The sequence below is a fragment of the Candidatus Izemoplasmatales bacterium genome (assembly GCA_041649275.1).
Lineage (GTDB): Bacteria > Bacillota_I > Bacilli_A > Izemoplasmatales > Hujiaoplasmataceae > UBA12489.
This window is the reverse complement of record JBAZNL010000004.1, coordinates 1-21530: the sequence shown is the minus strand read 5'-3', so window position 1 is coordinate 21530 and position 21530 is coordinate 1. Positions and strand designations below refer to the sequence as shown.

Sequence of the window (21530 nt, the reverse complement as noted above, 5' to 3'; positions counted from 1 at the left end):
AGGTATCCCCATGACTGGAACATTCTCGAAATACCTGAAATCGAAACAGCCGGCGATCCGCGAACTCGTGCGCCTGCTCGGCGAGAAGTACGCCTACGCGAGCGTCCTCGGAACCGACGTCGAAGGACTCACCGTCGCCGTCGACCGTTCGACCACGAACGTCGTTCCGAGCCCCCTCACCGAATGCGGCTTCGTCGTCAAGGTCTTCGACGGCCGCGGATACGTCGAATATTCGACCAACGTCCTCGACCCGAAGCATCTCGCCGCCGTCGTCGACGCCGTCGACCGGCTCGTCGCCGCGAAGGGCACCGTCCCGCCGGTCGCCGTCGGCGCGCTCGTCGAGACGCCCCTCAGGAAACGGTTCACGCGCAAGAACGTCGGTCGTGACTTCACGGCCGAGGAGATCATCGCCACCCTGAAGGCCTACGTCGACGAGACGATCAAGTCCGACCCCCTCGTCGCGAACGCCCGCGCGAGCGTCGAGACGGTCGAGATCTCGAAGATCTTCATCTCCCGGGACAAAGACCTCGCGCAATACTACACCTGGTCCAATCCCCGTTCCTTCGTCCTCGCCCGCCGCGGCGAGAACGCCAAGTACGCCTACGACGGATTCGGCACGAATTCCGTCGAACGCGCCCTCGCCGACCTGAAGGCGTCGATGGCGTCGACGGCGAAGCTCGCGATCGAACTGCTCGACTCCGAACCCCCGAAGCCGGGCGTCTACGAGATCGTCACCGATCCCTCGATCACCGGACTGATCGCCCACGAGGCCTTCGGCCACGGCGTCGAGATGGACATGTTCGTGAAGGATCGCGCCGCCGCCAAGGACTACATGGGCAAGAAGGTGGCCTCGCGCCTCGTCAGCATGCGTGACGGGGCCGCCTCCGCCTTCTCGGTCGCCTCGTACTTCTTCGACGACGACGGCGTCCTCGCCGGCGACACCAGGATCATCGACAAGGGCATCCTCGTCGACGGCATCTCCGACGTACTCTCGGCGCTTCAGCTCGGCACCGTCCCGACCGGCAACAGCCGGCGCGAATCGTACAAGCGCAAGGCCTACACGCGCATGACCAACACCTTCTTCGAGAAGGGACGCTCGTCCCTTTCCGAGATGATCGCCTCGATCAAGGACGGCTACTACATCGTCCAGACCAACAACGGCATGGAGGACCCGAAGAACTGGGGCATCCAGTGCACCGCCCACTACGGCCGCGAGATCAAGGACGGCAAGTTCACCGGCAAGATCGTCTCGCCGGTCGTGATGTCCGGCTACGTGATCGACCTCCTCGAGTCGATCACCGCCGTGTCGAACGACTTCGACGTCATCGGCAGCGGCTCCTGCGGCAAGGGATACAAGGAATTCGTCCGCGTCTCCGACGGCGGTCCTTGTCTGAAAGCGACGGTGAAGATCGGATGATCAGAAAACTCGTGAACGCCCTCGCGGCCAACCCGGCCGTCTCCGGATGGCTCGTGAACGAAACGGCGACCGTCGCCTCCCAGGTCTTCTACGTGATGCAGAAGAAGGAGACCTCGCGGCGCGTCGAGACGCGCGAATGGACCGTCACCGTCTACCGCCGGCACGGCGCGGACGGGCGGTACCTCGGCTCGTCGTCCTTCGCCGTCGGCCGCGTCCAGTCCAAAGCCGAGATCGACCGCAAGGTCGCCGAGGCCGTCTTCGCCGCGCAGTTCGTCAAGAACGCCGCCTTCGACCTCGTCAAGGGTGAACGCCGCCGCACCTGGAAGGAGAAGGAGGACGCCTCCGACCCGTACGAACTGATCGACGGCGTCGCAAGCGCCTTCTTCGAGGCTTCCACCCCCGTCTCGCGCTTCAACGCCCTCGAAGTCTTCCATACCCGGACCACCGTCCGGATCGTGAACTCCGAAGGCGTCGACCTGACGAAGACCACCGCCAAGGTGGACGTCGAGGCGATCCCCTCGCACGACGGACCCGACCGCAAGGTCGAACTGATCCGGATGTTCGCCTACAAGACCGTCGACCTCGAGAAGGTCCGCGAGGACGCGAAGACCGCGATCGCGGACGTCGCCCTCCGCTACGACGCCGGCCGGCTGCCGGCGATCGGCAAGGCCGACGTCGTCCTCCGCAGCGACGAGGTCGAGGAGTTCTTCCGCGAACTGATCGGCGACCTTTCCTACGAAGGCGTCTACCGCAAGAGCACCGACAAGCAAATCGGCGACATGATCCAGAAGGATCCGAAGGGCGATCGCCTCACGGTCGGCTGGACGCTCTCGACGAAGGCGGACGCCTTCGACCGGGATGGCGTCCTGCTCGCTCCGGTCACGGTCGTGGATCAAGGCAAGCTCGTCTCGCATTACGGATCCAACCAATACGCCCAATACCTCGGGATGAAGCCGACGGGATCCTTCCCGACGCTTGCCGTGGCCCGCGGGACCACGACCGCGGCGAAGATCATGAAGAAGCCGCACCTCGAGATCATCGCCCTCTCGGGCATCCAGATCGACGTCTACAGCGATTACATCGGCGGCGAAGTCCGCCTCGCCGTCTGGTTCGACGGCAAGAACTACATCCCCGTCTCCGGCTTCTCCTTCAGCGGCCGCATCGAAGCCGTCCTGTCCGACCTCGTCCTCTCGAAGGAAACGGTCGACGGCCTCCGGTACCGCGGGCCGAAATTCCTGCTTCTGAAGGGCATGGACGTCCTTTGACGGCCGACCCCCGGCGCGTCGTCGTCCGTCAGGAAGGCCGCCCCGACGCCGGCGGGACGCACGTCATCTATTGGATGCAGCAGAGCCAGCGGGTCCATCGGAACCACGCCCTCGCGACGGCCGTCGGGATCGCCAACGACGCGGGACTGCCGGTCACGGTCGTCTTCGTCGTCGATCCGTCCTATCCCGGCGCCAACCTCCGTTCCTTCGCCTTCATGTTCGAAGGCCTCCGCGAGACCGCGGCCGAACTGGATCGACGCGGAATCGGCTTCGTCCTCCGCCGCGGCGATCCCGCGACCGTGGTCGGAGGAATGCTCGGCGACGCATGCGCGCTCGTCTGCGACACCGGCTACCTCTCCCACCAGCGCACCTGGCGGACGCGGCTCGCCGATGCCGTCCGCGCGCACCATCCTTCCCTCCGCTTCCTCGAGGTCGATTCCGACGTCGTCGTCCCGGTCCGCCTCGCCTATCCGAAGGCCGCCTACGCCGCCTACGCGATCCGTCCCGCGCTCATGCGCCAGTACGGTTCCTTCCTGTCGGACGGCGTGATCCCCGAAGTCCGGATCCGCGCCGCCGCCGCCGGACCACGCGACTGGACGATCCCCGCGGGCGTCGACGCCTCGGTGCCGGAAAGCCCCGTCTTCCAGGGCGGCCGGACGGAGGCCCTCCGCCGCTTCGAGCGTTTTCTCGAAACCGCGGCGGACCGTTATCCCGACGCTTCCGATCCCGGCGGGGAGCTCACCTCGGGAATGTCCCCGTACCTCCATTTCGGACAGATCGCCGCGGTCGAACTGCTCGACCGGATCACGGCCGCGCACGCCGCCGGAACGCTTCGCGACGCCGCCTTCGACGACTACCTCGAACAACTTCTCGTGCGCCGCGAACTGGCGGTCAACTTCGTGTGGCATACCGCCGGATACGACAAATTCGAGACGATGACGGAACCCTGGGCGTACCGCACGATGACCGAGCATGCGGACGATCCCCGTCCCGTCCTGTATTCCTTCGCCGACCTCGAGGCCGGCAACACCGCCGACCCGTACTATAACGCGGCGATGGCGGAGATGCGCAAGAGCGGCTTCATGCACACCACCATGCGCATGTACTGGGCGAAGAAGATCATCGAGTGGACGCCGTCCTTTCGGACCGCCTACGAGACGATCGTCGCCCTCGACGACCGCTGGTTCCTCGACGGCCGCGACGCGAACGGTTACGCCGGCGCCGCCTGGTGCTTCGGGAAGCACGACCGCCCGTGGGGCGAACGTCCCGTCTTCGGGACGCTCCGGTACATGAACGACAGGGGACTCGAGCGCAAGTACGACATGAGGAGCTACGTCGCGCGCGTCGCCTCGATTCCCGACAAACGGCCCTAGGCCATCCGCTTCGGAAAGGACATTCCATGGAACCCAAGAAACCGATCGTCACGATCCACGTCCGGGGCTACGCTCCGATGACCTTCGAACTCGAACCCGCGGCGGCGCCGAACACGGTCGCGAACTTCATCGACCTGGCGACCCGCGGCTATTACGAAGGCGCGATCTTCCATCGCGTCATCAGGAACTTCATGATCCAGGGCGGCGCCGGGTCCGGCAAGGTCCGGACGATCAAGGGCGAATTCCGCCAGAACGGCGTGCAGAACGACCTGAAGCACGAGCGCGGCGTGATCTCGATGGCGCGCACGATGGTGCCCGACTCGGCCTCCTCGCAGTTCTTCGTGATGCACAAGGCCAGTCCGCACCTCGACGGCGCCTACGCCGCCTTCGGGCGGATGACGTCCGGCTTCGAGACCCTCGATGCGATCGCGTCGGTCCCGACCGACCGGCAGGATCGGCCGCTCCAGGACGTCGCGATCGAGAAGGTCGTCGTCTCCGAATGAATCGTCCGTGCGGCATTCCGCGAATCCCGGAACGCCGCACTCTCTTTGAAAAGATTGGCCGCGGCGTTGATTGAATCCTTCGAATCGTGTATAATGACGGCGTGAAGTCAACGAAACGGAGGGTTCACCATGCGTAACGCGATCCTGTTCCTGTTCTGCGTCGGCCTGTATTTCGCCGACGTGATGGCGTTTCCGTCCTGCAGCGAGCCTTCGTCCGTTCAGGTCGTCTTCGTGGAAGACCAGCGGGAGTGGACGTGCCTCCATTCGACATGGGTCGACGTCGGCGGCGTCATCGAGGCGACCGAAGTCGCGGACCCGGTCCGGGAAGGCTATGAATTCGCCGGCTGGTATCTTCTGGACGGCGAGACCCCGTTTTCATTCGGAACGCCGGTTCCGGCGGGCGACCAGTACTGGCAGGGAGACCGCAACGCCCTCATCGTCTGCGCGCACTGGGAGGAACTCCCGGTCGAAGAGATCCCGCAGCCCTGATGAAGTTCTTCCGGGCCAGGACGGCCCTCTACGCAGGTCTCCATCTTTCCGTCGACGGCCTCTGCGCCGTCGCGGTCTTTTCACGTCTCTACGCGGTGACCGATTCCGGGATCCCGCTGTTCGTCTTCATCGCCTACAATGCCGTCGCTTTCGTCCTCCAGCCGCTTTTCGGCCGGATCGTCGATCGTACGGGACATGACCGCTTCTGGCTTCGCGTTTCGCTGCTCGTCGTCGCGGCGTCCGCGGCGATCGCGCTGCCCGTTCCGCTTGCGGCGGTATCGCTCGGCCTCGGGAACGGACTCTTCCACGTCGCCGGCGGCAAATACGTGCTCGCCCGGTCGAAGGGCCGTTCGGCTCCCGCCGGCGTCTTCGTCGCATCCGGCGCGACGGGTCTGGCGGTCGGCACGTTTTTTCCGACGACGACGGTCGCCCTCGGCTTCCTTCTGGTCATGGGACTGTGCCTGCTTGCGTCGGAACTGCTCCCGCGGGACGAAGCGCCGGCTCCCGCCGCCCCCCTCCCGCGGATCGGTGCGCGCGAGACCGTCTGGATCGTCCTCCTTCTCGCGACGGCGTTCCTGCGGGCGCTCCTCGGCAAGGCGGCGCCGACGGACTGGGCCGACGGACCTGCCGTCCTCGTCGCCATCGCCGTCTCCGCTTCCCTCGGGAAGGCCGCGGGCGGCTTCGTCGCCGATCGGATCGGCATCCGGCCGACAGCGCTCGTCTCGGTCGGACTTGCGGTCCTGCTCTACGGCTTCTTTCCAGGGTGGACGGCCACGTTCATCGCCGCCACATTCGCCTTCAACATGACGATGCCGCTCACCCTAGCGCTCGTCAACCGCCGCTATCCGGGCCGGGAGGCGTTCGGCTTCGGCCTCGTCGCCGCGACGCTGTTCCCGGGATACGTTCTCGGTCTGCTCGTCCTCGAAGGAAACGCGCCGTTTTCCGCAACGCTGCTTCTCTGCGCAGTCCCCGCGGCGGTCGTCCTCGCCTGCGATCCGCGCCGGAAGGAGGCGCTCACGCATGCCGGAGCCTAGGACCCTCGTCCTCGCCTTCCTGCTCACGGCGGCGATCGAGGCCGCCGTCCTCTTCTTCCTCGCGCGGCAAAACGGCAAGGCGCTCATCGCCTCGCTCGTCCTGAATGCCATGACGAACCCCGCCGCCAATCTGCTGTTCGCCCGGATCGCCCCCTCGGGCGTCTGGATCTGGCTCGTCGTCCTCGCGATCGAGACGATGGTGTTCGCGATCGAGGCGGCGGCCTACGCCCTTCTATTCCGCGATCCTCCGGCGGCGGTCCGATGGTCGCTTCTCTCCAATGCGGCGAGCTTCGTCCTCGGATCCGCGATCCTGCCGCTGCTGACCGGATGCATCCTCCGCTGACGTTCATGATCGCGGCGCAAACGCCGCGAAACGTAGTATAATGAAGACAAGTCGATCGGAAAGGAATCCTATGAAGAAAATCATTCTCCTCGCCGTCGTCGCGGTTCTCGCGACGGTCCTGTCCTCCTGCACGAACACGCCCGAACCCGTCGCCTACACCGACGATGCGCCGATCGAGATCGCGATGGAACGCGATACCCTCAAGATCTTGCAGCTCACCGACCTCCACCTCACCTACGGAATCGACGCCCAGGACCGCGCGACGCTCGCGCTGATCGAGACCCTCGTGAAGGCGGACGACTTCGACCTCGTCGTCATCACCGGCGACATGGTGCTCTCGAACATAGGGCCGAGTCTCTTCCGCCGGCTGATCCGGACGATGGAGGGCCTCGAAGTCCCCTGGACCTTCGTCTTCGGAAACCACGAGACCGACCATTCGAGCTACCAGGAATACCTCGCCGGCATCGGCGACACGACGTGGCTCCGCTTCAAGGTCGGGCCGGAACTCGAGGAAGGCGGCGTCGGAAACTTCGCGATCCGCTTCACGAAGGACGGCGTCCCCTTCTACCATCTCTATTTCTTCGACTCGCACGCCGAGCGCGAGGTCTACACCGAGGAGGAAGGCGAGTACGACTATGTCCGCGCCTCCCAGGTCGCGTGGTATGAAGGTCAGGTCGCCGACGACACGACCGGCTCGGTCGCCTACATGCACATGCCGCTCCGCCAGTTCATCGATTCCGAAGGCTACGTCGGGATCTTCGACGAGGACAAGGTCTACGCCCAGGGCGTCGACACCGGCCTCTTCGACGCGATGGCCGCGGCCGGGAAGACGAAGGGCGTCTTCGTCGGCCACGACCACCTGAACGACTTCTATGTCGTGCACGAAGGGATCATGCTGGCGTACGGCCGCATCAGCGGCTTCAACGCCTACGGGAACCTCGAGCGCGGCGGCCGCGTCGTCGCGATCGACGCCGCCGGCGCGATGACGTCCTACGTGCTCCTTGAAAGCGAGGCGGGCGCATGAGACGCCTCGACCGGCTCTTCGCCTGGTTCACGGTCTTCGTCTGGGGCGTCGTCCTCTTCTGGGCGGTCGGCTCCGTCTGGTTCCTTTCCCTGCCCGTCGTCGGTCTCGGCGTCTTCTTCGTCGGGGGTGTCCGCAGATGATCGAATTCCTGATCGGCCTCTCGATCTCTTCGATCTGGATCGTGCTTGCCGGACTCGGACTCCTGTTCGCGCTTCGGATCGTCGCCGCGATCCGCGCGAAGGCGGATCTTCCGGCCTTCCTCGCGATCGTCCTCCTTCCCTTCTCCGTCGGCTATTTCCGGGCGGTATCGGAACGGACGCGATTCTCGACGCTCTACCGCGCACTGGCGGCGACGACGTTCTTCTTCTCGCTTCTCGCCCTTTTCTGGGTCTTCTACACGCATTTCGCCTGATTCCGGGACCTTGCTTGAAAAAAGCACCTTGACAGGCGCTCCGTTGACATTTACAATAGAATCGATTCATCCAACATCCAGGGGGGTACCAACATGTACTGCATGAACTGCGGCAAGGAGATCGACGACAAGGCCGTCGTCTGCATCCACTGCGGCGTCGCCGTCAACCAGGGGAAGGCGACCGTCGTCGCCGACCCGAACTCCAAGTCGAAACTCGCCGCCGGACTGCTCGCGATCTTCCTCGGCGCGCTCGGCATCCACAACTTCTATCTCGGCTTCACCAACAAGGCCGTCACCCAGCTCCTGCTCGGCACGGTCGGCGCGATCGCCTTCGGACTCGGACCGATCGTCTCTGGCATCTGGGGACTCGTCGAAGGCATCTACATCCTCACCGGCAAGATCGACAAGGACGCCGAAGGGCATCCGCTCAAGGACTAGCGGAAGAAAAAAAAGACGGAATCGGGTCGACCCCGGTTCCGTCTGTTTTTTTAGTGGAGATAGTTCATGAAGCCGTAGCCGTAGATGCCGACCAGGACCGCGATGGCGATCACGTACAGGATCGAGAGGATGACGCCCACGATCACGCTGATGAGCGCGCCCTTGCCGGCGGACTTGCCCCGCTTGGGGAAACTGTCCTGCCAGACGAGGAAGAGGATCAGGCCGACGAGCGGGAAGAAGAAGCCGAGGACGCCGTAGCCGGTGCTCGGCGCGTCGGACGGGTCCGGGACCCGTGCGGCCGATCCGACCGGCTGGAACATGTGTCCGCAGCCCGGGCACATCGCCGCGTTGTCGGCGAGCTGCTTGCCGCAGTTGGGGCAGTATTTCATAGGGCTCCGGTCCTCAGTAATAGAAATAGGAGAGCGCGCCGGAAGCGATGGCGATGATGTAGAAGATGACGCCGATGATGATCGCGGTCAGCGCGCCCTTCCCGGCGGATTTCGCGCGGAGCGGGGTCGCCGGTTTCCATACGACGTACAGGATGAGGCCGATCAGCGGGAAGAGAAAGCCGAGGAGCGCGATGCCGAAGCTCGGCGCATCGTGGACGCCGGAAACGGACGTGCCGCCGGCGTTCGGGAAGACGTAACCGCAGTTCGGGCAGGAGACGGCGTTGTCGGCCAGTTCCTTGCCGCAGGTGGTGCAGTACTTCATGTGGAACCCCCTATGTGGATTGTCGTTGGTGTTCGAAGTTTATTATACGGGCGAACCCGCCTTTTTGCAAGGGGAGGACGGAAAATCACCCCGAATTCGGGACCGATTCCGGCCCGGATGTTATATAATACGTTCATGGAAGGAAGTGATGCGCATGCCGAGGCTGCGTCTGGTCGTCCCCGCCCCCCGTCACCGGGCGGCGTGGCGCGACTATCTGAACGAATGGAACCAGACGGGCGAGGGAATGACCCCGTGGGCGCTCGATCCCTGCGGCGGCGACTTCGACGGTTTCCTCGCCATCACCGCGCAATACGCCGAAGGCCGTGACCTGCCCCCGAACAAGGTCCGCTCCGGACTCTTCCTGCTCTTCGAGGACGACGCCGAGGAGCGTCTGCTCGGCGCGGTCTCGATCCGCTACGAGCTGAACGACTATCTGCTGAACTACGGCGGCCACGTCGGCTACGGCGTCCGGCCCTCCGAACGCCGCAAGGGCCGCGCCAAGGCGATGCTTTCGATGGCGCTTCCGATCTGCCGGAAACACGGGATCGGGTGCGTCCTCGTCACCTGCGACACCGTCAACGTCGCCAGCGCGCGGACGATCATGGCGTGCGGCGGGAAGTTGGAGAACGAGGTCATCCATCCGGACGGAAGTCCGGTGCAGCGCTACTGGATCGAACCGTAAGAAAAGCCACCGGAAGGTGGCTTTCATTTTCTATCGGACGGTGAACCGGACGAGCGTGCCGTCGGGATCGAGGAAGGCCGTCCCGCGATCGTCGGAAGCTTCCGGACAGCCGGCGGCGCGGGCGCGCCCGGCGGCGGCCGCCGCGGCTTCGCACGCGGGGAAGAACACGGTCGCCGCCGCAAGCCCCGCGCGGCCTTCGACGCGCGGCAGGACGCGTTCCCAGACGTTCAGGGCGAGATGGTGGTGGTACCCGGAGGAGGACAAAAACCGCGCTCCGGGATATCCGTCCGCGGTGACCGCGAAACCGACGACGTCGCGATAGAAGGAAAGCGACTTCTCCAGATCGCGGACGGCGAGGTGGAGGTGTCCGAGGGTCGTTCCGGCGGGGATTCCGTCCGCCTCCTCGGCGGCGTAGTAGACCCCGGAATAATCGAACGGATCGGTGCCCATGTCGAGTTCGCCGGCTTCGTTTCGCCAGCCGGAGTCCGCCGTGTCGGCGTAGATCTCGATGCCGTGATCGTCCGGATCCTGCAGGTAGATCGCCTCGCTCACGCGATGGTCGGCCGCGCCCTGGATCGGCAGCTGCGTGTCGATCGCGCGGCGCAGGAAGCCGCCGAGCGCGGTCCGCGAGGGAAGCAGGAAGGCGACGTGAAAGAGACCCGCGGTCCGACCGCGCGGCTTCGCCCCCGGCGCGTGCCGGAGCGTGACGAGCGGCGTGACGCCGTCGGCCGAAACGACCGCCGAACCGTCGTCGACCCGCGCGACCCTGAAGCCGAGTGCGTCGCGGTAGAAGGATTCCGCGCGGCCGAGGTCGGCCACCTTGAGTTCGATCGCGCCCACGCGGAGCGCCTGATGTCCATGATAGTCCATGTCGATTCACATCCCCAGGCACATTATACCATCCGCGCCTGAAGGAACGGGGCGAGACGCACTCGGGACGCATCTGGGGATGGCGGAAAACGATGCGAAAGCGGATGAAAAAAGTTGCATTTCGGCTTGGGATTTGGTAATATAGATATCGGCCTTTCCCGACGGCTGAAAAGAGAATGAAACCACGGTCCTGTGGTGTAGTGGTCTAACATGCCTGCCTGTCACGCAGGAGATCGCGGGTTCAAATCCCGTCGGGACCGCCATATAAGCGCGCCCATAGCGCAATTGGATAGAGCGTTAGACTACGGATCTAAAGGTTGCGGGTTCGACTCCTGCTGGGCGCGCCATTCTTTTTTTAATCGGGGAGTAGCTTAGCTTGGTAGAGCGCCTGGTTTGGGACCAGGAGGTCGCAGGTTCAAATCCTGTCTTCCCGACCATACGGACTCCGATGCTGACCGCATTCCATCGACTGGACCTATAGCCAAGAGGAAAGGCAAGGGACTGCAACTCCCTGACCGTTGGTTCGAATCCGACTAGGTCCTCCAATATGACTTGCCGATTTCAACTTTAGGTTGGAATCTTTTTTTTGCGGAACAGAAGTAAAATGCGACTGAAATGAATAGAGTCGCATTTTACCTATAATGTTGACAATGCAAAGAATAGGTGATAAAATCGAGTAAAATGCTACTGAAGACAATATAGTCGCAAATTACAGAGGATAATAGTGGATATATTACAAAAGAATTTTTATGACAACTTTCCTATCGGGACAATCACAAGTAAAAAGGAACTTGAATCATATGTTCGAGACCAATTTTCAGACATTAGTCCCATTTCTTTGGCGTGGAGATTATTTGACCTTAAGAACGCGGGATACATTCAGGACTTGGGAAATAAAAAATTCAAAGTCGTTGACAAAAACGATAGCCGATCATTTGGAATGAAGATTGACTCAAAGTTATTGGATTTCCTTGATCAATACAACCGCAGACTCTCGAGTGATCGTCAATCGCGTTATGGAATTGATCCCAGAATATCCATTTGGGAGACTTCTGTTTTGAATCAATTCATGGTTCATCAAATATATAAGAATTATGTTGTGATTGAAGTGGATGAATCAAGGATAGACAATTTGTTTTTCCAAATGAAGGAGAGTTTCAAGAATGTAGTTCCGCTCAGTAGAATCAAAGGGTTCGACTACTTCAGTTATATGTTGGAGAACATCATCATCATTCAAAAGTTACCCAAGAGATCCCCATTATATGCAAACAGGAAGACGAACAACGTTTCCGTACCTAAGCCTGAAAAGATCCTTGTGGATATCCTTGCAATCAACGAAGAATTATTGAATATTGACCAAAGCGAAATCTTGAACATCTATAAAAGAATGATCAAAGAGTATCGAGTCAGTATTACGACCCTATTGTCCTATGCAAGAATCAGAGGAACGATTACAAGAAATAAGGTTCAAAACATTCTGAGCGTGATTGGGGTCTATGAACCATGATTGATCCTAGGACATTTGACAAAGAATGGATACTCAAAGTAAAAGGCGAAGAGAGAAGCGACCAAGGCATTATCGAGCGGCAGATCCATGGACTGCATCTTCTTGAAATCCTGCAAGCCAATTTCAAACACTTCATCTTTAAGGGCGGTACTTGCTTGTCCTTGATTAGTTCTGATTTTCCAAGATTTTCTATCGATATTGATATTCTGGTCGATCCGAAGTACAAGGACTTCTTTCTGGTAGAAAACCTGGTTCGTGTCATCGGCAAGTCCCAATTCACATCGGTCGTTGAGGATTTCCGCACACCGAGATATGACATCGATAAACAGCATTTCGAATTTCATTATAACGGCGCCATCAATGGAGAAACATACATTTTACTGGATGTCGTATTTGATGAATCGAGTTACCGGGATTTAGTCGAGGTGGAAATCAACAACTATTTGCTCCAGTCAACTCCGCCATTTTTGAAAGTCATCACCCCTTCGGTCCATGATCTATTGGCTGACAAACTGTGTGCATTCGCTCCAAACACAATCGGAAAAAAGTTGAATGAAGGCCGAGACGTAGAGGTTGTCAAACAAATGTTTGACGTTTCGTTTTTGATGAAGCATTATCGATTTTCTCCTTCATATAAGGAAATATATGAAACGATTTCCAAGGCGGTAATTTCTCGTAGAAAAGCTACCATTTCCGTAGAGGATGTTTTGAAGGATACAATCAGGACAAGCATCAATATTGTCTCAGAAGGGATACTCGACAAAGAACAATATCAAAACATCAAAAGGGCGATTCGTGGTTTTTCCTCATATACAAGAGATCTTTCATTCAACCTTGAAAAGGCAAAAGAATCAGCATTGGATGCCCTCTTTGCATCGCTCCTGGTGATTGCAGGAAGCAAAGATAAATTCGATGGGATGATGATGGAACCAGTTGAATATCTAGCTGAATATTCTGTTTTCAAGTCTACAAGAAAACAATTGGCCGCAATCGATGCGGAATTGGTAGACCTGTTCAATGGTTGTCTGAGGTATATGTCTTGTTTGAACATTTCCCTCAAATGACTTGATTCGAATCGGAATCATTCGCAAACTTGCTTGTGACGACCTTCTGGTTGACACAGACTTGGCGATCACGGGACAATGAACCATGACGAAATCAACTTCAGGTCGGAATCTTTTTCATTCGGCGGACGTCGATCGCGTCCGAAGAGGCCCGGAATCCCCCCTCCCGCCCCATGCGGGTTGCGGTCGGGGTCGTCGCTCCCTCCGCATGATAACGCCTTCATTTCCGACGACCTCGTTCCGCCCTCTTGATTTCCGCTTTGAATCTGGTATAATCGTGCTAACAATTCGATCGAAACGAAAGACATCGAAGAGAAGTGCCGCGAACAGAAGCATTCCAAGAGAGCCCCGGCAGGTGCGAGGGGGCAATGCATGCGTTCGCGGAGATGATCTCGGAGTCGCGCACCGAACCGTGACGGTTAGGCTGCGACGGGGTTGCCCGTTACCGCGATAGAGTATAACCAGAGAATCATTTGGCGTACTCGAACCGTCATCTTTTTTGTTGGTCCGAAAGGACTCCCGGATGGCTTTTTGAGATCAAAACATGATAAGCCGCGGATACTCTCTCGAGTCTCCGCTTTTTCGTTTCGGAAAGGAGCTTCCATGATCCGGATCAACCATCTCACCAAGCGTTTCGCCGGCGCGGACGGCGACGTCGCCGCCCTCGACGACGTCGACTTCGAAATCCGCGAGGGCGCCGTCACCGGCGTCATCGGGATGTCCGGCGCCGGCAAGTCGACCCTCCTCCGCTGCATCGCCGGGCTCGCGAAACCGGACGCCGGCGCAATCGAGATCGACGGGAAGGCCGTTGCCGGCCTCGATCCGCTCGCGCTCCGAAACCTCCGTCAGTCGCTCGGCGTCGTCTTCCAGGGATACAACCTGCTCCTGCAGCGGACCGTCGCGGAAAACGTCGGTTTCCCGCTTGCGATCCTCGGTTGGCCGAAGGCGAAGGCCGATGCCCGCGTCGCAAAACTGCTGGACCTCGTCGGCCTCGCCGACAAGGCGAAACGCCATCCCGCGACGCTCTCCGGCGGACAGATGCAGCGGGTGGCGATCGCCCGCGCGCTGGCCCCCTCGCCCCGCATCCTGCTTTGCGACGAGCCGACGAGCGCCCTCGACGGGATCACCACCCGCGACGTCGTCGCGCTCCTCTCGCGGATCAACCGCGAACAAGGCGTCACCGTCGTGGTCGTCACCCACGAGATCGGGATCGTCCGCGCCCTCTGCGACGACGTCGTCGTCCTCGACCGGGGCGCGGTCGCGGAGAGCGGGCCGACCGGATCGGTGTTTACGAACCCGCGCGCGCCGATCACGCGGCTGCTTCTCGGAGAGGAGGTGTCATGATGACCGAACTCATCCCCCTGCTGCTCGAAGGCACCGGCGAGACGGTCGCGATGGTGTCCCTCTCGCTGTTCTTCGCCGTCCTCCTCGGCCTGCCCGCCGGCGTCGTCCTCGCCGTCTCGAAACCGGACGGGATCGTCCCCCGGAAACGGGTCCGCGCGATCCTCGGATGGACGGTCGACACGATGCGCTCGATCCCGTTCGTGATCCTGATGATGCTTTTGATCCCGTTCTCGCGCTTCGTCGTCGGCACCTCGATCGGCACCGTCGGCGCGATCGTGCCGCTCGCGATCGCGGCGGCCCCCTTCGTCGCCCGCGTCGTCGAGGCGGCCCTCGCCGAGCTTCCGCCGACCCTGATCGAGACCGTCGTCGCGATGGGCGCGACCCCCTGGCAGATCGTCCGGAAGGTCTACCTCGTCGAGGCGCTTCCCATCCTCGTCCGCCAGATTCCGATCGTCGCGATCGCCCTGCTCGGTTCTTCGGCGATGGCCGGTGCCGCCGGCGGCGGCGGTCTCGGCGACATCGCCATCCGCTACGGTTACTACAACTACAGGACGGACGTCATGCTCGTCACGATCCTGATCCTCATCGTCCTGGTCGAAGCGATCCAGATCGCATCGAATGCGATCGCCCGCAGGATCGACCGACGCCTCCGCTGATCCAAGCCATCCCACTAAAAATCAAAAAGGAGATTTCACCCCATGAAAAAGATCCTGTCGTCCCTTTCCGCGCTCCTCGTCCTCTTCGCCCTCGCCGGCTGTTCCGGCAAGGCGAACATCGCCGACAAGACGATCACGATCGGCGCCACGCCGGTCCCCCACGCCGAGATCCTCGAAGCCGTCCGCGCCGTCGTCGAAGCCCGCGGCTACGAACTCGAAATCGTCGTCTTCACCGACTACGTCCTGCCCGACGACGCCCTCGCCGCCGGCGAACTCGACGCCAACTTCTTCCAGCACGTGCCTTACCTGAACTCCTACAACGCCGCCCACGGGACGTCGCTCGTCTCGGCCGGCGCGATCCACTTCGAACCGCTCGGCCTCTACGCCGGCACCGAGGACGACCTTTCGGCGATCCCGTCGGGATCCTCCGTCGCCGTCCCGAACGACGCCTCGAACCTCGCCCGGGCGCTCCTCCTCCTCGAGGCGAACGGACTGATCGGGCTGGCGGATGGCGCCGGCCTGTCGGCGACCGTACTCGACATCGTCTCCAACCCCTTCGGTCTCGAGATCGTCGAGCTCGAGGCGGCCGCGATCCCCTCGCGGCTCGAAGACGTCGCTTTCGCCGTCATCAACGGCAACTACGCGATCGAGGCCGGCGTGACCGACCGGCTCCTCGTCTCCGAAGCCGTCGACTCGGCGGCCGCGGACCTCTATGCGAACATCATCGCCGTGCGCGCGGGAACCGAGAACGCCGAGGCGATCGCGGTCCTGCTCGAAGCGCTCCGCACCCAGGCCGTCAGGGACTTCATCGCGGCCTCCTACGGCGTCTCCGTCGTCCCCGTCTTCTGATCCACGCCCCTCTCCGCAGGGGTTCTTCGTCGTTTTCCGCCCGTTGAACGAGCGTTTCGCGTGCATCCGGTTTTCACGGTAAGCCCTCTTGGAGTATAATGGATGGGAGGAGTGAGAACCATGCAGACCAAAGTCAAGAAGCTCGCCGAGAAACTCTGGTGGGTCGGCGTCAACGACTACGACCTCCGCGTCTTCGACATCGTGATGGAGACCGAATTCGGCACGACCTACAACGCCTACCTGGTCGTCGGCAGCGAGAAGACGGCCCTGATCGATACCGCGAAGGTCAATTTTCAGGACGACTACATCGCCAAGGTGCAGTCGCTCGTCGACTTCAAGGACATCGACTACGTCGTCCTGAACCATACCGAACCGGACCATTCCGGATCGGTCGCCAGACTGCTCGATCTGAATCCCGACCTGACCGTCGTCGCCACGGCGGCCGGTCTTTCCAACCTGAAGGAGATCGTCAACCGCCCGTTCAAGGCGGTCCAGGCGAAGGACGACGCCGTCCTCTCGCTCGGGAACCGGTCCCTCCGGTTCTTCACGCTGCCCAACCTGCACTGGCCGGACACGATGTTCACCTGGCTCGAAGAGGACAAGATCCTCTTCACCTGCGACTTCTTCGGCGCCCACTACGCCTTCGAAGGCGTCTTCGCCAAGAACGTCAAGAACCAGGACGACTACCGGAAGGCACTCAAGGACTACTTCGACGCGATCATGTCGCCGTTCAGGAAGTTCGTCCAGAAGGGTCTCGAGCGGATCAAGGACCTGCCCCTCAAGTACGTCGCCACGAGCCACGGCCCCGTCCTCGACGAGACCAACATCGAGGAGGCGAAGGCGCTCTACGCCAAGTGGGCCGAGATCCGGCCGAAGAACGAGATCCCGCTCGTCGTGATTCCGATCGCGAGTGCGTACGGCTACACGCTCAAGATGTCGGCGGAAGTGAAGAAGGGCGTCGAGGCCGCGTTCGAAGGCAAGGTCAAGGTCGAGACGATCGACATCGTCGGCACGATGACGCACTACATCGTCGACCGCATCCAGGCGGCCGACGCCTTCCTGATCGGCTCGACGACGATCCTCGCCGACACCCTGAAACCGGTCTGGGACATCCTTTCGAGCCTGAACCCGATCGTCGACGGCGGAAAGTTCGCGTCGGCCTTCGGTTCCTACGGATGGAGCGGCGAAGCCGTCCCGAACATCCTCGCCCGGCTCGCCCAGTTGAAGATGAAGACGATCGAAGGCCTCCGGATCCGCTTCAATCCATCGGCGGACCAGTTGCGGGAGGCTTACGACTTCGGCATCCGCTTCGCGAACTTCATGCGGGGCAGGGAATGAAAGAAGAAAGGCTCCGTCGTCGGAGCCTTTCGCGTCTTATTCGGCCTGCGCCTCTTCCTCGTGGACGAACTCGATCGGCTTGATGCCGGGCAGTTCGGCCTTTTTCTTGTCGATGAAGAGGATTCCGAGGAGATGATCGTACTCGTGCTGGAAGACGACCGCCGGGAAGCCCGAGAGCTTGACGATCACCTCGTCGACCCGGGCGGTCTCGAGGTCGACCAGAATCGCGCGCGCCTTGATGCGCTTCGCGCGCGGCACGAGGCCGTTCTTCTCCTCGTCGACGGAGAGGCAACCCTCGCCGCCGGGCACGTAGCACTGTTCCTCCGAACTCGACAGGATCTTCGGATTGACGAAGGCGTAGCGGTGCAGGACCTCGCCCTTCTCGTCGAACGCGTTCATGCAGAACATCCTTTTCGAGACGCCGATCTGCGGTGCCGCCAAGCCGACCGCGGGACGCAGGTCCATTTCGGCCGCGAGCGCGTCGTTCTGGCTGTTCAGGATGTAGTTCATCATCGATTTCAGGATCGCATAGTCCGCCTGGGACAAGGGCATCGCGACCTCTTCCGCGCGACGGCGGAGGATCGGATCGCCTTCCTGGCGGATGTCTTTCATCGTCAACATCTTCTTCATCACCACTCATTATTATATCACGAAACGTCCCGTTTCCATCAAGGCATCGCCCCGGGATATGCCAAACGCGGTTCGCGTGGTACAATATTATCGGTGGACGAGGAGGCGACGACATGACCTACGAGTACGACCAGAAGGCACTCCGGACGAAGGACGGGGTCCTGCCCCAGGAATGGTACCTTCCCGACGGGATGGGCGGCTACGCGGCCGGTTCGGTGACGAACCGCCGTTTCCGCAAGCATCAGGGCTATCTCGTCGTCAGCCTGAACCCCCCGACCGACCGCACGCTCCTCCTCGCCAAGGTCGACGAGACCATGGTCGTCGGCGGCCGGACCTACGACCTCATCGCAAGTACCTTTTCCCTCGACGAGGTCGCGACCTACGGTTCTCGCGTCGGCGGCGTCACCCTCGAGAAGACGGTCGCCCCCCGCTACGGCGGAAACGCCGTGGCGATCCGCTACCGGATCGCGACGGGGAAGCGCGCGGCGCATCTTTGCCTGGTCCCGCAGTTCACTTGGCGGAACCACGGCGACGTCCGTACCCCCGACCGACTCACCTTCTTGGCGACCGCCGAGGGCGCGCGGCTCGTCCTCATCCCCGACAAGGCGCCGTCGCGCAAGATCGTCGCGCAGGCGTCCCTCGGCACCTTCGTCCGTCACGATCCGGCGATCGCGTCCGACGTCACCTACGCCTTCGACGCCGCGACCGGCGACGACCGCGTCGACGCCTTCTTCCAAGCCTACGCCCTCGTCTTCGACGTTCCGGCGGAAACGACCCTCACCGCCTCCCTCGTCGTCGCCCTCGACGAACTTCCCGCGGAATCGGCGGAAGCGATCGTCGAAGCAAGCCGAACCCGCGTCCGGGACGTCGTCCTCCACGCCGGGATGGTTGACGATTTCGCCGCGCGGCTGGTCCGCGCCGGCGACCTGTTCCTCGCGCACCGGCGTTCCACGGGACTTGCGACGGTGCTCGCGGGACTGCCCTGGTTCGCCGACTGGGGACGGGACACGATGATCGCCTTCGAGGGGCTCTGTCTCGTGACGAAGCGTTTCCCCGAGGCGCGCGAGATCCTCGCCTCCTTCGCGCGCTACGAGAAGGACGGACTGATTCCCAACATGTTCCCCGACGCCGGGCAGGATCCCTACTACAATACCGCCGACGCCTCGCTCTGGTACGTCCACGCGGTCGACCGCTATCTTTCGCATACGGACGACGAGGCCTTGGTGCGAACCCTGTTTCCGACGCTTGTCAGAATCGTCGACCGTTACCGTCATGGAACCGGCTTTTCGATCAGGATGGATTCCGACGGGCTGATGCGGGCCGGGTCGGGTCTCGACCAGGTGACCTGGATGGACGTCCGGATCGACGGGGTCGTCGTCACGCCCCGCCACGGCAAACCGGTCGAGATCAACGCCCTCTGGCACAACGCGCTCTGCGTCATGGACGGGCTGGCGCGCCGTCTCGGGTCCGATCCCAAGGATTACGGCGCGCTCACGGAACGGGTGCGGAAAAGCTTCAACCGCCGTTTCTGGAACCCCGCGAAGGGGTGCCTCCATGACGTCGTCGACCCCGAGGACCCCTCGGTCCGGCCGAACATGCTCTTCGCGTGCAGCCTCCCGCACCCGCTGCTTTCGCAGGCGCGGATCCGTTCCGTGGTCGCCGTCGCGACCCGGGAGCTCCTCGACGTCTACGGGCTCCGGTCGCTCTCGAAATGCGATCCGCGGTTCGTCCCCGAATACTCCGGGCCGCTCCGGAAACGCGACTTCTCCTACCATATGGGGACGACCTGGGGATTTCTGATCGGCACCTACGTCGACGCCTATCTCAAAGCACACCCGACCGATGGCGCAAAGCGCCGGATGAAGCGGCTGTGCCGCTCCTTCGAGGACCATCTCCGCGAAGGCTGCGTCGGCGGCGTCGCGGAGATCTTCGACGGCCTTCACGGCCGCGTCTCGCGCGGCTGCTCGTCGCAGGCCTGGAGCGTCGGCGAACTGCTCCGCACGTACGTACAGAACGGTCTCGACCGGATCTAGGAGGATTCCATGCGACTCGACAAACTCCTCGGCAATCTGAAATACGGAAGCCGGAACGACATCAGGGAAGCCGTCCGGCAGGGCCGCGTCCGCATCGCCGGACGCATCGCCGCCGATCCCGGCGCGGACGTGAATCCGGAGATCGAGGAGATCGACTTCGACGGCCGGCGCGTCTTCTACAAGAAGTGGATCTACCTCATGATGAACAAGCCGCAGGGCGTCGTTTCGGCGAACGCGGACGCCGTCCATGCGACCGCGGTCGGACTCCTGAAGGATCCCTACGACCGCTTCGACCTCTCGATCTGCGGCCGTCTCGACCTCGACGCCGAGGGACTCCTCCTTTTCACGAACGACGGCGACGTCCTGCACCGCGTCATCAGTCCGAGAAACGAGGTCTTCAAGACCTACGAGGTTTCGCTCCGGGACCCGCTCGGCGACTATGCGCCGCTGCTTGCGGGCGTCGAGATCAGGGACGGGAGGGAACAGCTTTTCCGCACCCTGCCCGCGTTCGTCGAGCCGCTCGGTGAAAAGACCGCGCGGATCCGGATCCAGGAAGGCAAGTACCATCAGGTGAAGCGGATGTTCGAAGCGATCGGAAACGAGGTCGTCGCCCTCCGCCGGACCGCGATCGGCGGCCTCGAACTCGATCCGGCGCTTCCTCCCGGGGGATACCGCGAACTTTCCTACGCCGAGATCGGCCGCGCGATCGGATGAAACCTTTCGTGATTCCGCCGGGTATGGTATAATTGGATGGGTGATTCAGATGGAACGCACCGACATCGCAATCGAAGCCTGGCGCACCGTCGACGAGATCCGGAACTCTCCGGCCTATGGCGCCTACGCCGAGGCCCGGGACCGGCTCCTCGGACCGGACGGACCGACGGCCGAACGCACGGCCTTCGAGGCCGCGAAGGCGGCTTACGAGCCCGTCGCCGCCGTCGGCAGGCATCATCCCGACTTCAAATCGCGCGCGGCCGAACTGTCCGCCGCCAAGGCGGCGCTCTACGCGACGCCCGCATATCGACGCTACCGGGAGACGCTCGCGGAGATCAACGCCATCTTCGAGCCGATCGGCGCGGAGATCCGCGCGATCCTCGACTCCTGCCGCGCCGGCACGACGACCCACTGTGGGAAAGGGGCACCGAAATGATCCAGCGAAAAGGCATCATCGTCTTCTATCAGAGTCCGAAGGTCATCGCCGAGGTGGAACGCCTCGGCGTCCACGTCACGTACCGAAACGAGGACCGCGGCTATCTCGCGGGCTACGTCGACGCGAGCCAGTTCGACCGCATCGCCAAGCAGCTCGAGACGGTCAACAACGTGCGCAAGGTCGAGGCCTCGCTCGCCGACATGCAGGAGCTCGACTTTCAGGACTGAAACCGCTCCCTGTCAAGGAAAAAACATTGACAGGCATCGGAACATCTGCTACAATAAGGTGACTTTGCTAATCAGGAGGGAAATCCATGGTCAAAATCAGATTGCAGCGTTTCGGCACGACGAAGAAACCGTTCTACCGCATCGTCGCCGCCGAGGCTTCTCAGAAGCGCG

26 protein-coding genes and 4 tRNA genes are annotated in these 21530 nt (G+C 61.8%); 26 read left to right on the top strand and 4 right to left on the bottom strand.

Features of this window, described 5'->3' with window-relative positions; translation table 11 throughout:
• The first annotated feature begins 10 nt into the window (after positions 1–10).
• The 11 genes from WC509_04275 (at position 11) to WC509_04225 (ending at position 8298) form a co-directional block, all read left to right on the top strand.
• Positions 11–1417 (top strand): TldD/PmbA family protein, encoded by a 1407-nt coding sequence (locus tag WC509_04275; protein MFA5006664.1) that lies wholly within the window; start codon positions 11–13, stop codon positions 1415–1417.
• The gene (locus tag WC509_04270) at positions 1414–2682 is read left to right on the top strand and encodes a metallopeptidase TldD-related protein (protein MFA5006663.1); all 1269 of its coding nucleotides are present in this window, start codon (positions 1414–1416) and stop codon (positions 2680–2682) included. The genes WC509_04275 and WC509_04270 overlap by 4 nt, the downstream gene beginning before the upstream one ends.
• Positions 2679–4055, top strand: a complete 1377-nt coding sequence (locus WC509_04265; GenBank protein MFA5006662.1) for a deoxyribodipyrimidine photo-lyase — start codon at positions 2679–2681, stop codon at positions 4053–4055. Before WC509_04270 ends, WC509_04265 begins: the two co-directional genes overlap by 4 nt.
• 26 nt (positions 4056–4081) lie before the next feature.
• Entirely contained in the window at positions 4082–4558 is a 477-nt protein-coding gene (locus WC509_04260; GenBank protein ID MFA5006661.1) for a peptidylprolyl isomerase, read from the top strand.
• A gap of 129 nt (positions 4559–4687) precedes the next feature.
• The gene (locus WC509_04255) at positions 4688–5047 is read left to right on the top strand and encodes an InlB B-repeat-containing protein (protein MFA5006660.1); all 360 of its coding nucleotides are present in this window, start codon (positions 4688–4690) and stop codon (positions 5045–5047) included.
• The gene (locus WC509_04250) at positions 5047–6081 is read left to right on the top strand and encodes a hypothetical protein (protein MFA5006659.1); all 1035 of its coding nucleotides are present in this window, start codon (positions 5047–5049) and stop codon (positions 6079–6081) included. The genes WC509_04255 and WC509_04250 overlap by 1 nt, the downstream gene beginning before the upstream one ends.
• Positions 6068–6424, top strand: coding sequence for a hypothetical protein (locus tag WC509_04245; protein ID MFA5006658.1), 357 nt, complete (start codon positions 6068–6070; stop codon positions 6422–6424). Before WC509_04250 ends, WC509_04245 begins: the two co-directional genes overlap by 14 nt.
• A 70-nt stretch (positions 6425–6494) precedes the next feature.
• Positions 6495–7448: a metallophosphoesterase gene (locus WC509_04240; GenBank protein MFA5006657.1), complete on the top strand. Its 954-nt coding sequence runs from the start codon at positions 6495–6497 to the stop codon at positions 7446–7448.
• The gene (locus WC509_04235; protein ID MFA5006656.1) at positions 7445–7588 is read left to right on the top strand and encodes a hypothetical protein; all 144 of its coding nucleotides are present in this window, start codon (positions 7445–7447) and stop codon (positions 7586–7588) included. Before WC509_04240 ends, WC509_04235 begins: the two co-directional genes overlap by 4 nt.
• On the top strand, positions 7585–7860 hold the full coding sequence (locus tag WC509_04230) for a hypothetical protein (GenBank protein MFA5006655.1): 276 nt from the start codon (positions 7585–7587) through the stop codon (positions 7858–7860). Before WC509_04235 ends, WC509_04230 begins: the two co-directional genes overlap by 4 nt.
• Before the next feature lie 93 nt (positions 7861–7953).
• Positions 7954–8298: a TM2 domain-containing protein gene (locus WC509_04225; GenBank protein ID MFA5006654.1), complete on the top strand. Its 345-nt coding sequence runs from the start codon at positions 7954–7956 to the stop codon at positions 8296–8298.
• A 50-nt stretch (positions 8299–8348) separates the two neighbouring features.
• Here WC509_04225 and WC509_04220 read toward each other — a convergent pair whose 3' ends face one another.
• Together WC509_04220 and WC509_04215 are read right to left on the bottom strand one after the other, a co-directional pair.
• Positions 8349–8687, bottom strand: coding sequence for a zinc-ribbon domain-containing protein (locus WC509_04220; protein ID MFA5006653.1), 339 nt, complete (start codon positions 8685–8687; stop codon positions 8349–8351).
• Between the two features lie 13 nt (positions 8688–8700).
• Positions 8701–9009 carry a zinc-ribbon domain-containing protein gene (locus tag WC509_04215; GenBank protein MFA5006652.1) on the bottom strand — a complete coding sequence of 103 codons (309 nt, stop codon included), beginning with the start codon at positions 9007–9009 and terminating at the stop codon, positions 8701–8703.
• 154 nt (positions 9010–9163) lie between these two features.
• Here WC509_04215 and WC509_04210 point away from each other — a divergent pair, with 154 nt between their 5' ends.
• Complete coding sequence (locus tag WC509_04210; protein MFA5006651.1) at positions 9164–9691, top strand: GNAT family N-acetyltransferase; 528 nt, start codon at positions 9164–9166, stop codon at positions 9689–9691.
• A gap of 30 nt (positions 9692–9721) precedes the next feature.
• On the opposite strand, the gene WC509_04205 is transcribed toward WC509_04210, so the two are convergent.
• Positions 9722–10561 carry a VOC family protein gene (locus WC509_04205; GenBank protein MFA5006650.1) on the bottom strand — a complete coding sequence of 280 codons (840 nt, stop codon included), beginning with the start codon at positions 10559–10561 and terminating at the stop codon, positions 9722–9724.
• A 186-nt stretch (positions 10562–10747) separates the two neighbouring features.
• Between WC509_04205 and WC509_04200 the strand changes: the two genes are divergently transcribed.
• The 10 genes from WC509_04200 to WC509_04155 all read left to right on the top strand — a co-directional run bounded on the left by WC509_04200 (position 10748) and on the right by WC509_04155 (position 17319).
• Positions 10748–10824, top strand: a tRNA-Asp gene (locus WC509_04200).
• Between the two features lie 7 nt (positions 10825–10831).
• A tRNA-Arg gene (locus tag WC509_04195) sits at positions 10832–10908 on the top strand.
• A 13-nt stretch (positions 10909–10921) separates the two neighbouring features.
• Positions 10922–10998: transfer RNA gene (locus WC509_04190), tRNA-Pro, on the top strand.
• A 34-nt stretch (positions 10999–11032) separates the two neighbouring features.
• Positions 11033–11106: transfer RNA gene (locus WC509_04185), tRNA-Cys, on the top strand.
• Between the two features lie 179 nt (positions 11107–11285).
• A complete protein-coding gene (locus WC509_04180; GenBank protein MFA5006649.1) occupies positions 11286–12068 on the top strand; it encodes a DUF6577 family protein in 783 nt (260 codons plus the stop codon).
• Complete coding sequence (locus WC509_04175; protein ID MFA5006648.1) at positions 12065–13132, top strand: nucleotidyl transferase AbiEii/AbiGii toxin family protein; 1068 nt, start codon at positions 12065–12067, stop codon at positions 13130–13132. The genes WC509_04180 and WC509_04175 overlap by 4 nt, the downstream gene beginning before the upstream one ends.
• Before the next feature lie 603 nt (positions 13133–13735).
• On the top strand, positions 13736–14476 hold the full coding sequence (locus WC509_04170) for an ATP-binding cassette domain-containing protein (protein ID MFA5006647.1): 741 nt from the start codon (positions 13736–13738) through the stop codon (positions 14474–14476).
• A complete protein-coding gene (locus WC509_04165) occupies positions 14476–15132 on the top strand; it encodes a methionine ABC transporter permease (GenBank protein MFA5006646.1) in 657 nt (218 codons plus the stop codon). The genes WC509_04170 and WC509_04165 overlap by 1 nt, the downstream gene beginning before the upstream one ends.
• A gap of 42 nt (positions 15133–15174) precedes the next feature.
• Positions 15175–15981, top strand: coding sequence for a MetQ/NlpA family ABC transporter substrate-binding protein (locus tag WC509_04160; protein MFA5006645.1), 807 nt, complete (start codon positions 15175–15177; stop codon positions 15979–15981).
• 120 nt (positions 15982–16101) lie between these two features.
• Positions 16102–17319 (top strand): FprA family A-type flavoprotein, encoded by a 1218-nt coding sequence (locus tag WC509_04155; protein ID MFA5006644.1) that lies wholly within the window; start codon positions 16102–16104, stop codon positions 17317–17319.
• Between the two features lie 36 nt (positions 17320–17355).
• On the opposite strand, the gene def is transcribed toward WC509_04155, so the two are convergent.
• Positions 17356–17931, bottom strand: coding sequence for a peptide deformylase (gene def, locus WC509_04150; protein ID MFA5006643.1), 576 nt, complete (start codon positions 17929–17931; stop codon positions 17356–17358).
• A 131-nt stretch (positions 17932–18062) separates the two neighbouring features.
• Here def and WC509_04145 point away from each other — a divergent pair, with 131 nt between their 5' ends.
• Genes WC509_04145 through WC509_04130 form a run of 4 tightly spaced genes read left to right on the top strand, consistent with a single transcriptional unit; the run spans position 18063 to position 21359 of the window.
• Entirely contained in the window at positions 18063–19982 is a 1920-nt protein-coding gene (locus WC509_04145; protein MFA5006642.1) for an amylo-alpha-1,6-glucosidase, read from the top strand.
• Positions 19983–19991: 9 nt separating this feature from the next.
• Positions 19992–20696: a pseudouridine synthase gene (locus WC509_04140; protein ID MFA5006641.1), complete on the top strand. Its 705-nt coding sequence runs from the start codon at positions 19992–19994 to the stop codon at positions 20694–20696.
• A gap of 49 nt (positions 20697–20745) precedes the next feature.
• The gene (locus WC509_04135; GenBank protein ID MFA5006640.1) at positions 20746–21132 is read left to right on the top strand and encodes a hypothetical protein; all 387 of its coding nucleotides are present in this window, start codon (positions 20746–20748) and stop codon (positions 21130–21132) included.
• The gene (locus WC509_04130) at positions 21129–21359 is read left to right on the top strand and encodes a DUF2129 domain-containing protein (protein ID MFA5006639.1); all 231 of its coding nucleotides are present in this window, start codon (positions 21129–21131) and stop codon (positions 21357–21359) included. Before WC509_04135 ends, WC509_04130 begins: the two co-directional genes overlap by 4 nt.
• The last annotated feature ends 171 nt before the right edge of the window (positions 21360–21530 follow it).

What these genes read in the sequence shown, in the direction of transcription:
- WC509_04275 (MFA5006664.1), top strand. Translation starts at nt 11, where the DNA reads ATGACTGGAACATTCTCGAAATACCTGAAATCGAAACAGCCGGCGATC.
- WC509_04270 (MFA5006663.1), top strand. Translation starts at nt 1,414, where the DNA reads ATGATCAGAAAACTCGTGAACGCCCTCGCGGCCAACCCGGCCGTCTCC.
- WC509_04260 (MFA5006661.1), top strand. Translation starts at nt 4,082, where the DNA reads ATGGAACCCAAGAAACCGATCGTCACGATCCACGTCCGGGGCTACGCT.
- WC509_04255 (MFA5006660.1), top strand. Translation starts at nt 4,688, where the DNA reads ATGCGTAACGCGATCCTGTTCCTGTTCTGCGTCGGCCTGTATTTCGCC.
- WC509_04250 (MFA5006659.1), top strand. Translation starts at nt 5,047, where the DNA reads ATGAAGTTCTTCCGGGCCAGGACGGCCCTCTACGCAGGTCTCCATCTT.
- WC509_04245 (MFA5006658.1), top strand. Translation starts at nt 6,068, where the DNA reads ATGCCGGAGCCTAGGACCCTCGTCCTCGCCTTCCTGCTCACGGCGGCG.
- WC509_04240 (MFA5006657.1), top strand. Translation starts at nt 6,495, where the DNA reads ATGAAGAAAATCATTCTCCTCGCCGTCGTCGCGGTTCTCGCGACGGTC.
- WC509_04235 (MFA5006656.1), top strand. Translation starts at nt 7,445, where the DNA reads ATGAGACGCCTCGACCGGCTCTTCGCCTGGTTCACGGTCTTCGTCTGG.
- WC509_04230 (MFA5006655.1), top strand. Translation starts at nt 7,585, where the DNA reads ATGATCGAATTCCTGATCGGCCTCTCGATCTCTTCGATCTGGATCGTG.
- WC509_04225 (MFA5006654.1), top strand. Translation starts at nt 7,954, where the DNA reads ATGTACTGCATGAACTGCGGCAAGGAGATCGACGACAAGGCCGTCGTC.
- WC509_04220 (MFA5006653.1), bottom strand. Translation starts at nt 8,687, where the DNA reads ATGAAATACTGCCCCAACTGCGGCAAGCAGCTCGCCGACAACGCGGCG.
- WC509_04215 (MFA5006652.1), bottom strand. Translation starts at nt 9,009, where the DNA reads ATGAAGTACTGCACCACCTGCGGCAAGGAACTGGCCGACAACGCCGTC.
- WC509_04210 (MFA5006651.1), top strand. Translation starts at nt 9,164, where the DNA reads ATGCCGAGGCTGCGTCTGGTCGTCCCCGCCCCCCGTCACCGGGCGGCG.
- WC509_04205 (MFA5006650.1), bottom strand. Translation starts at nt 10,561, where the DNA reads ATGGACTATCATGGACATCAGGCGCTCCGCGTGGGCGCGATCGAACTC.
- WC509_04175 (MFA5006648.1), top strand. Translation starts at nt 12,065, where the DNA reads ATGATTGATCCTAGGACATTTGACAAAGAATGGATACTCAAAGTAAAA.
- WC509_04170 (MFA5006647.1), top strand. Translation starts at nt 13,736, where the DNA reads ATGATCCGGATCAACCATCTCACCAAGCGTTTCGCCGGCGCGGACGGC.
- WC509_04165 (MFA5006646.1), top strand. Translation starts at nt 14,476, where the DNA reads ATGACCGAACTCATCCCCCTGCTGCTCGAAGGCACCGGCGAGACGGTC.
- WC509_04160 (MFA5006645.1), top strand. Translation starts at nt 15,175, where the DNA reads ATGAAAAAGATCCTGTCGTCCCTTTCCGCGCTCCTCGTCCTCTTCGCC.
- WC509_04155 (MFA5006644.1), top strand. Translation starts at nt 16,102, where the DNA reads ATGCAGACCAAAGTCAAGAAGCTCGCCGAGAAACTCTGGTGGGTCGGC.
- def (MFA5006643.1), bottom strand. Translation starts at nt 17,931, where the DNA reads ATGAAAGACATCCGCCAGGAAGGCGATCCGATCCTCCGCCGTCGCGCG.
- WC509_04145 (MFA5006642.1), top strand. Translation starts at nt 18,063, where the DNA reads ATGACCTACGAGTACGACCAGAAGGCACTCCGGACGAAGGACGGGGTC.
- WC509_04140 (MFA5006641.1), top strand. Translation starts at nt 19,992, where the DNA reads ATGCGACTCGACAAACTCCTCGGCAATCTGAAATACGGAAGCCGGAAC.
- WC509_04135 (MFA5006640.1), top strand. Translation starts at nt 20,746, where the DNA reads ATGGAACGCACCGACATCGCAATCGAAGCCTGGCGCACCGTCGACGAG.
- WC509_04130 (MFA5006639.1), top strand. Translation starts at nt 21,129, where the DNA reads ATGATCCAGCGAAAAGGCATCATCGTCTTCTATCAGAGTCCGAAGGTC.